This window comes from Mesoplasma florum L1, from assembly GCF_000008305.1.
GTDB lineage: Bacteria > Bacillota_I > Bacilli_A > Mycoplasmatales > Mycoplasmataceae > Mesoplasma > Mesoplasma florum.
Genome location: NC_006055.1, coordinates 95,257 through 110,300, shown reverse-complemented (window position 1 = coordinate 110,300; position 15,044 = coordinate 95,257). Strand labels below are relative to the sequence as shown.

15 protein-coding genes are annotated in these 15,044 nt (G+C 26.5%); 2 read left to right on the top strand and 13 right to left on the bottom strand.

Annotation, left to right across the window (positions count from 1 at the left end; genetic code table 4):
• Position 1 precedes the first annotated feature (1 nt).
• The 8 genes from cysS to rpsF form a co-directional block, all read right to left on the bottom strand.
• A complete protein-coding gene (gene cysS / locus MFL_RS00440) occupies positions 2-1,327 on the bottom strand; it encodes a cysteine--tRNA ligase (protein ID WP_011182984.1) in 1,326 nt (441 codons plus the stop codon).
• Positions 1,328-1,342: 15 nt separating this feature from the next.
• Positions 1,343-2,257 (bottom strand): ECF transporter S component, encoded by a 915-nt coding sequence (locus tag MFL_RS00435; RefSeq protein ID WP_023025419.1) that lies wholly within the window; start codon positions 2,255-2,257, stop codon positions 1,343-1,345.
• A 108-nt stretch (positions 2,258-2,365) separates the two neighbouring features.
• Complete coding sequence (locus tag MFL_RS00430; RefSeq protein WP_011182982.1) at positions 2,366-3,799, bottom strand: hypothetical protein; 1,434 nt, start codon at positions 3,797-3,799, stop codon at positions 2,366-2,368.
• Positions 3,800-3,864: 65 nt separating this feature from the next.
• Positions 3,865-5,211 carry a replicative DNA helicase gene (gene dnaB, locus MFL_RS00425; RefSeq protein ID WP_011182981.1) on the bottom strand — a complete coding sequence of 449 codons (1,347 nt, stop codon included), beginning with the start codon at positions 5,209-5,211 and terminating at the stop codon, positions 3,865-3,867.
• Position 5,212: 1 nt separating this feature from the next.
• Positions 5,213-5,656 (bottom strand): 50S ribosomal protein L9, encoded by a 444-nt coding sequence (gene rplI, locus MFL_RS00420; protein WP_011182980.1) that lies wholly within the window; start codon positions 5,654-5,656, stop codon positions 5,213-5,215.
• Positions 5,657-5,791: 135 nt separating this feature from the next.
• The gene (rpsR, locus tag MFL_RS00415) at positions 5,792-6,022 is read right to left on the bottom strand and encodes a 30S ribosomal protein S18 (protein ID WP_011182979.1); all 231 of its coding nucleotides are present in this window, start codon (positions 6,020-6,022) and stop codon (positions 5,792-5,794) included.
• A 26-nt stretch (positions 6,023-6,048) separates the two neighbouring features.
• Complete coding sequence (locus MFL_RS00410; RefSeq protein WP_011182978.1) at positions 6,049-6,504, bottom strand: single-stranded DNA-binding protein; 456 nt, start codon at positions 6,502-6,504, stop codon at positions 6,049-6,051.
• A gap of 62 nt (positions 6,505-6,566) precedes the next feature.
• Entirely contained in the window at positions 6,567-7,439 is an 873-nt protein-coding gene (gene rpsF / locus MFL_RS00405; RefSeq protein WP_011182977.1) for a 30S ribosomal protein S6, read from the bottom strand.
• A 537-nt stretch (positions 7,440-7,976) separates the two neighbouring features.
• Here rpsF and MFL_RS00400 point away from each other — a divergent pair.
• The gene (locus MFL_RS00400; RefSeq protein WP_164919773.1) at positions 7,977-8,129 is read left to right on the top strand and encodes a hypothetical protein; all 153 of its coding nucleotides are present in this window, start codon (positions 7,977-7,979) and stop codon (positions 8,127-8,129) included.
• A gap of 64 nt (positions 8,130-8,193) precedes the next feature.
• Here MFL_RS00400 and MFL_RS00395 read toward each other — a convergent pair whose 3' ends face one another.
• Positions 8,194-9,603: a hypothetical protein gene (locus tag MFL_RS00395; RefSeq protein WP_011182976.1), complete on the bottom strand. Its 1,410-nt coding sequence runs from the start codon at positions 9,601-9,603 to the stop codon at positions 8,194-8,196.
• Between the two features lie 250 nt (positions 9,604-9,853).
• On the opposite strand from MFL_RS00395, the gene MFL_RS00390 reads away from it, so the two are divergent.
• Complete coding sequence (locus tag MFL_RS00390; RefSeq protein WP_164919772.1) at positions 9,854-10,597, top strand: class I SAM-dependent methyltransferase; 744 nt, start codon at positions 9,854-9,856, stop codon at positions 10,595-10,597.
• A 13-nt stretch (positions 10,598-10,610) separates the two neighbouring features.
• Here the strand turns inward: MFL_RS00390 and pth are convergent, their stop codons facing one another.
• From pth to MFL_RS00370, 4 genes are read right to left on the bottom strand one after another with little or no spacing between them, the layout of a single operon-like run.
• The gene (pth, locus tag MFL_RS00385) at positions 10,611-11,171 is read right to left on the bottom strand and encodes an aminoacyl-tRNA hydrolase (protein ID WP_011182974.1); all 561 of its coding nucleotides are present in this window, start codon (positions 11,169-11,171) and stop codon (positions 10,611-10,613) included.
• A gap of 16 nt (positions 11,172-11,187) precedes the next feature.
• A complete protein-coding gene (locus MFL_RS00380) occupies positions 11,188-12,231 on the bottom strand; it encodes a ribose-phosphate diphosphokinase (protein WP_011182973.1) in 1,044 nt (347 codons plus the stop codon).
• A 34-nt stretch (positions 12,232-12,265) separates the two neighbouring features.
• Positions 12,266-13,564: an adenylosuccinate lyase gene (purB, locus tag MFL_RS00375; RefSeq protein ID WP_011182972.1), complete on the bottom strand. Its 1,299-nt coding sequence runs from the start codon at positions 13,562-13,564 to the stop codon at positions 12,266-12,268.
• Between the two features lie 17 nt (positions 13,565-13,581).
• Positions 13,582-14,871, bottom strand: a complete 1,290-nt coding sequence (locus MFL_RS00370; RefSeq protein WP_011182971.1) for an adenylosuccinate synthase — start codon at positions 14,869-14,871, stop codon at positions 13,582-13,584.
• Positions 14,872-15,044 lie beyond the last annotated feature (173 nt).

The following is a 15,044-nucleotide window of genomic DNA, read 5'->3' as shown; positions in this document are numbered from 1 at the left end:
TTTATAAAATCCCTTTACTAATTAATACTTTTCTTATTTCGTCTGCTTTTTCAAAATCTTTTTCACTTACTATTTTTTTTCATAATAAAAATAAATTTTGTTCTTCATCAGAAACAAAAGTATTTATGTTTATTGAAAGACCTAATGTTTTTAAAATGTAATTTAAAGAATTTATTTTTAAAAATAAATCATCAAATTCTTTTAATGTTGAAAGCTTATTAATATCTTTAAGTGTATCTTCTAATAAAGTTAAAACTCTTGAAGTGTTTAAGTCATTTTTCATATGAATTTTAAATTGTTTTATAATTTCTTCATCAAATTGGTTAGTTTTAACAAATTTATTTTCAATTAATAATTGTTTTATTTTTTTGCTTAAATTATTTATTTTTTGAATAAATTTATTTGCTTGTTCAATTAAATCATCGTTTATATTTAAAGGTTGTTTGTAGTAAGTTGTTAAAAATATTCATCTTAATATATCTGAATTATAATTTGCTAAAAAATTAGTAAGTGTCATTGTATTTCCTAATGATTTGCTCATTTTCTCGCCATTAATAGTTAAATGTCCATTGTGAACTCAAATATCAGATATTTCTTTTCCATGTTTTGCTATAAATTGAATTCTTTCATTTTCATGATGAGGAAACTGTAAGTCAATACCACCTGAATGAATGTCTATTGTTTCACCTTTAAAATATTCATCAATCAATAAAGCACACTCTGTATGTCAACCTGGTCTACCTTTACCAAAATTAGAATCAAATGTTATACCTTTTTCAGTTTTTTTTCACACGCTAAAATCTAATGGGTTATTTTTTTTATCTTCTATTTCGACTCTATTTCCTGAAATTAAATCATTTATTTTTTTGTTTGATAATTTCCCATATTCATCTGAAAATTTTTGTATATCAAAATAAACATCACCATCAACATTATATGCAGCTTCTAATTTAACTAAATCGTCAATAAATAAATTCATTTCACTTATTTTTTCACTTATGGGAATTAATTTATCAGGCATTCTAATTTTCAAATCTTTTAAGTTTTGTAAAAATGCAGACAAGTATTTGTCTGTTATTTCTTTTTCTGTTTTATTTTCTTGTATAGCTTTTTCAATAATTTTGTCATCAATATCTGTAATGTTTTGTAAAAAATTTACTTTGATACCTTCTGATTCTAAAAATCTAATTAAAGTATCCATTAAAATTATTGGTCTAGCATTACCTATATGAATATAGTCATATATTGTTGGACCACATGAATATATATTGATAACTTCTTTATTTATGTTTTTTTGTTCTTGAGTTAATGTATCAAATAATTTCATATAGATCCTTTCTTATTATTTTTTAATTAATGGTCTTAAGACTGAATAAACAGTTGCTAGTAAAGCTGTATTAAAAATAATTTTTAATGGGATTTGAACTACCCTTAAAGCAACCATACTAATATAACCATCATCTGTGTTTGAAGTTAGCAATCCTGCATCACCTCAAGCAGCAGTTAAAACAGTTATTAGTATTTCTGTAACGATACATATAAGGAAGATTGGAAGAATTATTTCTAATCATTTTTGTTTTTTCAATAAAACAAAAATACCACACATAATATAACAAATTGATAATAGTATTCCCATCATGATAATAAATAGCATTGGTATTAATTCTTTTTTAACTGCTATACCAAATAATTTAACATTTCCATTTTCATCAGGTGTTAAGTATTGAAGTGTATTGTATAAGAATGCAGTTGCAGCAATTATGAATAAAGTAATTATTGTAATTGTTATTCATTGTTGTTTAGATTTTAATTTAAATGTAAATGAAGCCATACCCGCTCAGAAACCAAAACCAATAGCCACTAAGAAATAAGCTGGGTGAATAAATGATGGAATAAATAGCATAGTTAATAACTCTGTAATTAATCCAACAATCAATCCAATTATAGGTCCAAAAATCATACCAGTAATTTTAATCATAATTCCTTCAAAAGCAACTCTGATTGGTGGGAAAACTGTAATAGGGGCAACCAATGAAATAACAACAGTTACTGAAACTGAACAAGCAATCATTATTCCCATATATGTAATATTCTTAGTATTAAATGTGGGAGAAATAAAGAATTCTCCTTTTCTAACTAAATATTTTTTATATATAAAAGAACCTAATCCAAAAAGAGCTAAACAACAAAATGTTAGCAAACTAGAAGCATATGCTAGATGATTTCCAGACATCAATCATTTTAAAAAATTATCCATCATATCTCCTTTCAGTGTAAAATACTTAATAATATTATACTTATATTAAATGAGTTTTGTTTTATTAAACAAAAAAAGCGTCAAATGACACTTTTAAGATTCTTTTAATTAAGCTTTTTCAAATGTTAAATCAGTAATATTAAAATCATTGAATTTTTTATTTGTTGCAGTCATTTTTTTACTTGGCTTATCAGTAAATTGATTTCCTTGTTCATCATAACCTATAATATTTTTTGAATTAAATTGATAATTCATAAATCTTCACCCAACATATGGAGTACCATCTTTATCAGTTTTATTACCTTCTAAATCTAAATTTGAAGTAAAACTTAGAACTGGTTTAAATGCTGCGCTTAGTCCATCAATAGTTAAATTTATTTTATAATTTTGGCTGCCTGGTTTAGGTTCACCTGTTTTTAAATCTCGATCGTTATTGTATGTCATCTCTAAGTTAATAGGTGCTAAAGGTATTAAAGAATAACCATATGCATAACTTGTTCTATTTCCCTTTTCATCTTCAGTATATTCGAACACAATAGGATCAGTATCTTTTTTAGAATTTAAAACTAGTCCTTGTTTTTTGAAGTTTTCTTTACTTGTATCAGATTGTTTTTCAACTCTTTGAACTTGAATATCTAATTCAGGTTTTGAATCAGCCTGTGGTGATGATATTAATAATTGAGAAAAGAAATTAGCTGAAAGGTTAGTTCCTGATATGTAATCTACATATCCTTTTTCACCTTTACTGTCTTCAGTTTCTTTTGCTGTTTTTGCATTATAGTTTGTTTCTTTAGAAATATATTTTTTCTCGTAGCTTGTTATATTAATTGGCTCATATACAGTTTCTTCGGCATCAGAACTTTCATTATCTGATTTAGTTGCAAGACCAATATTTCCTTCATATAATTTTGGAATTGAATTAATTTTTACATTTGTAATACCTTGATTATTTGAACTTTCAAACATATTAGTTTCATTATTAATAAAGTCTAATGTTTCTTTTGATAAAACAAATGGTTTACCGCTTTCATCTAATGATTGAACTTCTTTTGAATTTGAATTAGTTCATTCTGAATATTGCATTAATCCTAATAAAGATGTAATATTTCTAATTTCTGAATAATATTTATCAATTTCTTCATTTTGACTACTATTTAAACCAGCAGTTCTATATTGACCATCAGCATATATACCTTCTTTATCTGTTCTAAATAAATATTGTCATATATCTTTTGAGTTTTGAGTAACGCTTAAATTAGCATTAAAAAATAAGGAGTTAATCATATCAGTAACTAGTGATGAAGCAAAAGTCCCTGTTGCACCGTCAAGAGCTTTTTTAACATCTGCTTCAGTTGTTGTGTAGTCCGTTTTAGGTACATATTCACCTGCATTTGTATCAAAAGTATATTTTAAATTTCCTGCTGCTTTATATTCTGTTATTTCAATATCAAAGCCATTTGTAATTACTTTACATGACACTAAACTACTAGTTGCTGATGCTGCTACAGTTAATGCTGTAATAATAGATAATAATTTCTTCATAAATCCTCCTTATGAGCATATCTTGTATAATTATAACAAAAAAAATGGAATTTCTCCCATTTCAATTACCCTTTATCCATGAATTTTCCATGACTTTTATCAAATAATATATTGATAGTTCCAGTAGCACCATTTCTATGTTTTGAAAGAATTAAATCTGTAGCACTTACTTGATCAACAATTTTATTTTCTTCTTCATTACCGTCTTTATGTTTGTAATAATCATCTCGATATAAAAACATAATAATATCAGCATCTTGCTCAATAGCACCAGAATCACGTAAGTCAGACATTATAGGTCTTTTATCTTCACGTTTTTCAACACTTCTTGAAAGTTGTGATAAACAAACAATAGGTATTCTTAATTCTCTGGCAACTCTTTTTAGTTGACGAGAAATATTTGATATTTCATTTTGTCTATCTGCTGAGCCGTTTGTTGAACTAATTAATTGAAGGTAGTCCACAACACAAAATTTAACATCATGATCTCTTTTTAATTTATATAATTTTGATTGAATTTGTTGAACAGTTATTCCAGGAGTATCATCAATATAAATTGGTAATTGTGAAACAATTTCTTTTGAAGCTAAAAGATTACTTCATTCAGCTTTAGAAATATTTTTACCAGTTCTTAATTTTTTTGAATCTATTTTTGAAACCATTGTCATTATTCTTTGTGTCAATTGTTCAGCTGGCATTTCTAATGAGAAAACAGCAACTCCATTTTTATGTCTTGCCGCATTGTAAGCTAAGTTTAAGGCAAAAGCTGTTTTACCCATACTTGGACGAGCTGCTAAAATAATTAAATCTCCTTCTTGAAGACCTGAAGTTATTTCATCTAACTCAAAAAGATCAGTTGGTATACCTGTTAAAGTTTCACTTCTTTTTTCCAACTCTTGAATTTTTTTAATTAATGACTCAGTTGAGGCATGAATACTTTGAACATCGTTTTTTTGTGCATTAAGATCTATTTTTAATAATTCTTTTTGAATTTCGTTAATTGATGATTCAATATCCATTTGTTCTTCTCTTCTTAAATTTTGAACTCTTCTTAAAGCTGCATCAAATTTTCTTGAAGAACTAGCGTAAAAAATATCTTCTATGAAGTTTTCAATTCCTTCATCTGAAAAGAAGTCTAAAGCAATATCTTGAAGTCTTTGAATTCCACCAATTGACTCCAAGTTTCCTTTTTTTTCAATTTGGTTTGCTACAGAACTAATAGTAACTTCTTTGCTTTGAGAATGTAATTCTATTATCCCTTGAAAAATTATTTTGTGGGTTGAATCTAAAAAGTCATCAGCAACCAAACCTGTCATTATATCTGGCAGCGCATTTGGAGAATGCATCGCAATAGCAAGAACCATCTTTTCAACTGAATGTAAATTGTTTTCGCTCATATCTTTTCTACTCATTTTATACCCCTTGAATTTCTACTTTTAATTTTGCTTCAATACCAAAACCTAATTTTATAACTATATAATGTAATCCTATTTGATTTAGATTTTTAAAGTTTACAAATTTTCTTTTATCTAAATCAATTTTATGTGAATTTTTAAGTTGATCTACTATATCTTGATTTGAAATTGAATGGAAAGCTTTTCCTTCGTTTATTTGTAATTTAAATTTTAATATTATTTCTTCTAACAATGTTTTTAGTTGCTTAGTTTCTGCAATAGCTAAATCTTTTTCTTGCTCTTGAACAATTTTTCTGTTTTTAACTGTTTTTACACTACCTTCAGTTGCTAATTTAACTAAACCTTTAGGTATTAAGAAATTTCTTGCATAACCATCACTTATTTCTTTAATTTCATCTTTTTTCCCTTGTCCTTTTACGTCTTGTAAAAAAATTACTTTCATAAAAACCTCCTAAGTCATTTTAAACTTAATAATATTATAAATCACTTTACTTGAATTAACATATTCTATTGTTGTTTCATTTTAAAAAAACATGTTAAAATAAAAAACCATCATGATTGATGGTTTCTGTTTTAATTAGTCAATTACGTATGGTAATAAAGCCATTTGACGTGCTCTTTTAATTGCAACAGCCAATTGTCTTTGGTGTTTTGGAGATGTACCAGTAATTCTTCTTGGTAAGATTTGTCCATTTCCTGAAATAAATTTTTTCAATAATTCTACATCTTTGTAATCAATGTAGTTAATTTTGTTTTTAGCAAAAAAGTTAACTTTTTTTCTTTTTTTAACGAATTTTTTCATTGCCATAATTTTAGTAGCCTTTCTAATTTATATTAATCTCATAAAATTGATTCATCTTCACTTAAAATAATTTCTTCTGTTTGCACATTATTTGATGCAATAGATGAAGTTTTATTTTGCATTGGTGAATCTAAATTAATGCTTGAATTTGTTTCAACAGAGTTATTTGATCCTCTGTTTTTAGCAGATTCTAAAAAGTTTACACGGTCGGCAGTAATAGTTACAATAGTTTCGTATTTTCCATCAGTTTGAGATGTTCTAACATTAACTCTACCTGAAACTGAAATTAGACTTCCTTTTGATAAAAATCTAGCCATATTTTCAGCTGTATTGTTAAAAGCAAAACAAGGAATAAAGTTTGTGATTTCTTTTTGACCAGAATATTCACTTACAGCTAATGTGAATGAAACAAATTTCCCTTGCCCATTAGTTGTATTTCTTAATTCGATATCTTTTGTAATTCTACCTATTAAACATACTTGATTCATAGTTTACTGCTCCTTTTTAAGTTCATTGAACTTTTTATATATTTCTTATTTCGATTATATAACTATTTAGCTAATGCAGCACGAACTTTTCTCATGTATTCGATTAGTTCTTTTTTAGTTAAATCTCTTAAGTTAACTTCTTGTAATTTTTTTGGTAAGTTTTTTTCGATTGCAACACTTCTTAATTTGTTTGAGTATTTTTGTAATTCATATCTTTCTTCATCAATATTGTGTGATCCATCAACTTTAGCTCTTTCTGCAGCTGACATTTTAGGTGCAGCTGGTTTTTTAGCTGTAGTTTTTGCTTCTTCAACTTCAACTTCTTCAACATGTTCTTCAACAGTTTCAGCTAAGTGAGCTTTATATTTTGCTTCCATTTTTGAAACGAAGTCATGTGCTTCTTCATGAGAAACTTCTTCAACTTTAGCTTCAGCAACTTTTTTAGCTGGTTTAACAGTTTGTTTAACTTCTTCTACAACAACTTCTTTAACTTCAACTGTAACTTCAGCTGGCTTTTCAAATGTTCTTTTTTCTGTTGGTTTGTTGAATTCTTTTTTAACAAAAGGTTTTTTGAAATCTCTTTTTGCTTTTCTTTCTTCTTCGAATTTAGTCATATCAGTTTTTGATAATTGAACTGATTGTTCATAACCTTGTTCGTTTTCTGTATTGATGATTAGAGTTCTAACTACATTTTTCTCAATGTTTGCAATTCTTTCGAATTCTTTAATAGCTTCTGCAGTAGCTTCTACTATAACTACAAAATAGTGTCCTTTTTTCTTGTGGTTAATTTTGTATGCAAATTCGATTAATCCTAAATCGTTTTTTTCAATTACTTTTCCATCTTTAGAAATGATTTCAATCATTCTTGATGATAAAGCGTTAACATCTTGTGTATCTTGGTCTAAGATAAACATTGCTTCATATTTTCTTAACATTTTTAATGTCCTCCTTTTGGTCTTTGGGCCTTTGGGCCAAGGAGTTAATCCCGTGTACATTAACTCGCTTAAAATATTATACAAGAATAGCTCTATAAAATCTACTTGAACATCAGCAAAATACTAAATTTGTGTAAAAAAGCTTAAAGGTGTATAAACATTTTTATGAAAAAGAATATAAAAATAGAAACAAGAATACTGATAGCAGTTGAATTGATCAGTGCTCTTTGTGGAACAGTAGGAATTATCCTAGGTATGTTAAGTCTTTTAAGGCTAAGTTCAAAAACTTTATGAAGTGGAACCTGAATCTTCTTTTGTATTTACAGTACTAACAGTATGCTTTGATACATTAAGTACAGCAACAGCAATTATTGCTTTTAAAATATGGCGGAACTATATTAAAAAGAAAATACGAAAAAGGTTTAAAGATATTACCACTAGAAAAATTTGCAAATAGACTAGACTTGTACAGTTTTTTTCTTTCGTCTAGTTGGTTTAATCTTAAGTATTTTAAGTTTATTATTTTTATTTGATTTTATGAATTCAGATACAGGATCAGAAGTAGCAACAATGCTTTCAATTCTATGTGATTCTCTTAGTGCAACAATTGTAATATGAGTTGTTAAAATCATGCTTAAAATAAGTTATTTGGAACACCAAATGAAAAAGGGCAAAAATAAAACGAAATAATGTAATAAATATAAAAAGCACAGGAGTAATAAACTGTGCTTTTTTATACTTAATTTAAATATTATTAAATTCTGTCAACTAACAAACTTGGATATTTAGTTTTAATTTTATACTCATATTTAAAAGCCTTCTTACCCTTTTTCTTTATTTTAAAAATAACATATTCCTGATTAACAGTTATTTTAAATTCAGTTTTATTACCATTATTTGTTATTAGTATTTTTTTATTTTTACTAAAACGAAACATGATTGCATAAATTCATCTTTCTGTTTTGAAATAAGCTATAGGTAAAAATGCAAAATATAAAATTGGAGTAAAAATCATATCTGTAATTCAGTGAAATCTATAAACTATCATGAAGAAAAAAGTTAAGACAAACATGATTGAAGTTAAAATTGTAAATAATAATATTTTTTTATTTTTAAAGTTAACACTACCACTTCTTCTTATAATAAAAAATGTTCCAAAAATTGAAAGTGGGATTTCTATGTGTCCTGATGGAAAATCTCCATTAAAAGCTTGGGAGCTTCAATAAATGACTCCATCATTAATTGTATGAGAATCAACTCTTGAAAAAATATTTGGTATAAATCAATATGTTCATCTTCAAGCAGGTTCTGGTGCAGGACCATATGGAATCTGTCATAATGTTTCAGCCATTCAATTTGTAGCTAATTTAAAGTTGTTATCATTTAATTCTAAACCTTCAGTTTGTAAGTATAAATCAATTAATAATTTGGCACCTGGATGATTAACATAATTTTCAATTGTCAGTCCATCGAATAAATGTTCTATTTCATTTGAATCAGACATACCAAATAAATTTCTATATTCTACAGAGAAATAAAATGGTCGTGCAAAAAATAATTTTAACACTAAAACTGTAAAGTAAGAAATTATAAAAACAGTAAGCATTTCAAACGCACCAATTCAGTATTTATTTTCAAGTATGTCGTTTCTTGAAGCAAATTTTATTCTAAAGAAGAATGTTCCATAAGAAAGAATAGCTGTCATTAAAACAATCCAAATAGAACATATTATTATTGGTTCTTTTCATGTTGTTAATGTTTTAATTCAAATAGAATTCAAAGTATTATTCTTAATATCATCTGAAAATGTGTAAGAAGCTTTTTGAATACAATAAAGTGAACCAAAAAATATTAAGCCAAGAATCAATAAAGTATATGGTACAAGCTTAATAAAATTATTTTTTATCTTATATTTAAAATACAATGTTTCTAAAATCGTCGCTGCTATTATTCCTATTGGGATAGTTATGATAAAGTTACCACCCGAACTTACAAAATTAACAATTTGTCTTAAAAAATAATTATTCATACCTTGTGTAAAAAAATCTGTTATTTGGTAATCAAAAAACGTTGTTATTAATAAGGAACCAACTAGTATAATCAGTGCTCATCAATATGATTTAATTCAAATCTTCTTTTCTTTTAATTTAAAATTATGATTCATTTTCTTTCCTTCTTATTTGTTAAATTTTTATACTTATTTTTCATTTTATTGTCTTTTTATTTAATACAAAATGAAGTATTATAACTATCAATCTAAGTATAATAATTCGACAATTAAATTAAAATGGATTTATTCTTTTTTAAATTATAATCTTTTTTTGGGAAACCTGTGTCATATATTTTTATTTCAAATTAAGGAATGGTTGAAAAGGCAATATAAATTTTTATTTTTCCAATATATAATAAGAAGTATGAAAAGTAACAAAGAAAATTATTATGGAAATCTTTCTTCCTTAGTTTACAACCAATCAAAACCTCCCGGTACTTCAATTGATGGAGACATAGAATTTTATACTAATGAATTAATTAAGAGAGATGGATTAGTTCTTGAAGCTGGAGTTGGAAATGGAAGAATGGCAATACCGCTCTTAAGAAAGGGTATTTCTATTTTTGGATTAGATAACTCTAAAGAAATGTTAGCTATTTATGAAGAAAATCTAAAGAAATACAATATGGAATCTCAATTAATCTTAGGAGACTTAATAAATTTTGAAACAGATTTAAAATTTGAAACAATAATTATGCCAAATGGAAGTTTTTGTTTACTAAATAGAAACGATATATATTCTGTTTTAAGCAATTTCAAAAGGCACTTAACAGAAAATGGAAAAATATATTTAGATCTAATATTTCCAACTTCTTTTAAACCAGGGAATATACACGAATATGACTTCATACTTGATAATAATGACACTGTAAAAATCAAAAACAAGTCAATCTCGATAGATTGACTACTACAAAAAACTTATACTGAGCTTGAATACTTAAATAATTCTGAAATAGAAATTCAGCCTTTTTCATTATGATGATATGGAGTAGAGGAATTTAAATCAATCCTAGAAAAATTAGAATTTAAAAACATAAAAACCATTAAAAATTACAACAACATTAAAAACTTGAATTTAAAAACTCTTACTTTTGTTTTTGAAAAATAAAAAAATACAACTTTTAGTTGTATAAATTCATTATGTTTTGAAAAGTTGTACCTTTTGTTCAATCATTGACAAAGTTTGAAATACTTTTTGAGGCTAAAATAATGTTTTCCAATTCCTCAGGTTTGAATTTTGATAAAACTCAGTCTATTATTTTTCAGCCCTGTTCAGGTTGACCAATTCCAATTCTGTATCTATTAAAATTTTGAGTTCCCAAATATTGAATTACTGATTTTATTCCATTATGGCCTGCTGCAGAACCATTCATTTTAAATTGATTTTTCCCAACAGGAAAATCTTTTTCATCATGCAAAATAACTAAATCTTTAATTTCAATTTTATAGTAATGCATGATTGCTTGAATTGCAATTCCTGAATTGTTCATATAAGTTTGGGGTTTTACGAATAATACTTTTTCATTATTAACAGTTGAAAAGAAAATTATTGAGTTATGCTCATTTTTTTGTTGCGTAAAACCATATTTTTCAATAAGCTGATCTAATGCTATTCAACCAGCATTATGTCTTGTAGCTTCATATTGAGAACCATAATTTCCTAATCCTACTATTAATTTCATTTTATATTCCTCTTAATTATTTTTTAAATTTATTAACAATACATTGAGCTCTATCTCAAATTATTTGTTTTTTATTATTATAAACTTCAGTTAAAGATTCATGGCTGATTGATGAATCAATCATTTCTGCTAATAGAGGAGCCACTGAAATAATTTTTAATCCATTGAATTTTTTTTCATCAGCTATTTGAATTGTATTAGTAACTACAACTTCTTCAACTATTTTTTCTTTAATTGCTGCTTCCATTCTTTCTTTTGCAGGCCCATTAAATAAACCATGACAAGCAAAAATATGTACATCTTTAGCGCCTTGTTCTTTTAATGCTTTTGCTGCGTTAATTATTGTCCCGCCTGTGTCTATCATGTCATCAATGATGAAACAATGTTTGTCTTTTATATCACCTAGAACAAATTCAACTTCAGCTTTATTAGGTTCTGGCCTTCTTTTACCAATAACTGCAATTCCATTAGTTACACCACCTGTGTAAGATTCAACTTTATGAACCCTTGTCATTCCACCATAATCTGGAGAAACTAAAATACAATTAGAAGGGTCTCAATTATTTAATTCAATTGTATCTATAATTTCAGTTGCTAATGTTTGAGCTGTATAGAAATTATCCATTGGAACATCAAAGAATCCCATTGATTGTGGAGAGTGAATATCAATTGACATAACTCTGTCAGCACCTGCTTTAGTTAATAAGTCAGCAACTAATTTTGATGTAATTGGTTGTCTTCCTTTGGCTTTTCTATCTTGTCTTGCATAACCATAGTAAGGAATAACTACATTAATTTTTTCAGCGCTTCCTCTTTTGAAAGCATCAATAGCAATTAATAATTCCATTATACTTTCATTTACTGGTGTTGATGTTGATTGTATTACAAAGATTTCTTTACCTCTAACTGAGTCTAAAGATTCTATTAATATTTCACCATCAGCAAATTTTAAAGTTTTAACTTCTTTTCTTTTTACCCCTAAAATATCACAAATTTCTTGTGCTAGTTCAACCCCTTGAGTTAAACCAAATATATGTACATTTTCTTTTTTTGAAAGCATTTTTAATTTTTCCCCTTTTTTTTATAATATCAAATTATTTATTTAATGTTCTGTTATATATCTTCTCAACATTTCTTATGAAGTAATCAATATTAAAAAGTTTATTTAATACTTCTATATTATCAATATATTTTTCTATACCGTTATTAATTAAAGATTGTTTAAAGTCTACTTTATTATTCATTGTTTCAAAAGTACATTTCTGAATAAAATCATATATTTCTTCTCTTGATTTATCGCAATTAATAAGAAGGTAATTTAATATTGGTTGACTGTAAAAAACATTAAACTGAGAATTAATGTGTTCTAACATTTTATTTTCATCTATTACTAAATCGTCTAATGTATTTTTTAATCTATCTAATGTGTAAACTAAAACATTGAATACATCACTAAAAATAATTCTTTCATTAGAACTATGTGAAATATCTCTTTCATGTCATAACACATTATTTTCAAAAGCTGTATTAGTAAATGATCTTAAGTATCTTGAAAGACCAGTTATATTTTCAGAACTTATTGGATTTTTTTTATGAGGCATTGAGCTTGATCCTTTTTGATTTGCTTTAAAACCTTCATGCCATTCTTTAACTTCACTTCTTTGAAATAATCTTATTTCAGTAGCAATTTTTTCAAGAGTAGATGCAATGTTGGCAAATACACTTATCAAAAATGCATGTCTATCACGTTGAGTTACTTGAGTTGATATATTATCAATCCCTAAACCCATTTGTTCTGCAACAATTTCTTCTATTTCAAATTCTAAATTAGCGTAGTTTCCCATTGAGCCAGATATTTTCGCTACTTCAATTTGTTTTCTGGCTAATGAAAATCTTTCAATTTGTCTGTCTATTTCATCAAATCATAATAAAAATTTAAGTCCTAAAGAAGTTGGTTCACCATAAATACCATGAGATCTTCCCATTGTTAAAGTTTTTTTATAGATTAATGCTTTCTCTTTTAATGTATTTTTTAAGTTTATTAATGACTCTAAAACAACTTCATTAGATTCTTGTATTAATTTGTTTTGTGCTGTATCAACAACATCAGTTGAAGTCAGACCAAGATGAATTCATTTTTTTTCATTACCTAGTGTTTCAGAAATAGCTCTAGTAAACGCAACAACATCATGACGTGTTTCATTTTCTATTTCTAGCATTCTACCAATGTTTATTTTTGCATTTTTATCAATTAGCAAATATTCTTCTTTTGAAATAACATTTAATTTCATTCATGCAAAAGTTACTTTTTTCTCTACATCAAGTCAAACATTTAATTTATTGTTTTCGTCTCAAATCTTTTCTATCTTATTTACAGAATATCTTTTTATCATATTTTACCTTAAATTTTCTACATTATTTCTTTAGTTATAACAGTTTGTAATCTATCAGGACCTACTGAAAATCCAGATATTTCAACTTCACAAATTTCGGCAATTTTATTTAAATAGTTTTTTGCATTTAATGGTAATTCTTCGAAATGCTTAACTTTTGTTATATCTTCTTTTCAACCTGGCATTGAAATATAATTTGCTTTACACTTTTCATGTTTAGAACTTGTTGCTGGAATATAATTTATTTCTTCTCCATTTAAAATATATTTATCACAAATAAGTAATTCTTCAACTCCTGATAATACATCTAAGAGAGTTATAAATAAGTAATCAATTCCTGAAGTTCTAATTGCATGTTTTAATGCAACTAAATCTAATCATCCAACACGTCTTGGTCTTTTAGTATTTGATCCATACTCATGTCCACGCTCTCTTATACCATCACCAACTTCATTTAGTAATTCAGTAGGAAAAGCTCCTGCTCCAACTCTTGTTGAATAAGCTTTTACAACACCTAAAGTATTATTAATTAATTTATGAGAAATACCTGTACCTGTTGATGCATTGTTTGCTGAAGTATTTGAGCTAGTTACGTATGGATAAGTTCCATGATCAATATCTAATAAAGCTCCTTGTGCTCCTTCAAATAAAACTTTTTTACCATTTTTAATAGCTTGCTCAACAAAAATACCTGTATCTGTAACACAATCTTTAATTACGTTATATGCATTTATTAAATTAGCATAAGTTTCTTCAAAGTCAATGCTTTCAACATTAAACATTCTGTCCAAGAACATCATTTGATATTCAAAAATTTCTTTAAATGTTTCTTTAAAATCTTCTTCTTCAATATCAGCAACTCTAATTCCTAATCTTGCAGCTTTATCTTGATAAGTTGGTCCAATACCTCTTTTTGTTGTACCAATTTTTCTTGCTCCTCTTGATTCTTCTTGAGCACCATCTATTAATATGTGATATGGCAATATTAATTGAGCTCTATCAGAAATTAAAAGTTTACCTAACTTAACTCCACTGTTTTTAATTGTTTCAAGTTCTTTTACTAAGTTTATTAAGTTTACAGCACAACCATTACCAATTACACTTGTTACTTCGCTATTAAAAATACCTGAAGGAATAATCGTTACTTTATGTTTTTGGCCATTAAAGTTTATAACATGACCAGCATTATCACCACCAGCAAATCTAACAACTACGTCTGCTTTTTGAGCAAAGTAATCTGTCATTTTACCTTTACCTTCATCTCCTCATTGACTACCAACTACTACTAATGAATTTATCTCTCTCATAAAAATCCTTTTCTAAATAAAAAATAACCTCGATGCTTTTTAGGCATTTTGAGGTTATTTTTGTATTACTTGAGTTATTTTTGACAAAGTTTTATTTAGTTTATTTAAATGAATTAAAACCTTCATGATAACTCCTTTATCTTTAAATTACTTTTTTATTATATATAAAAATA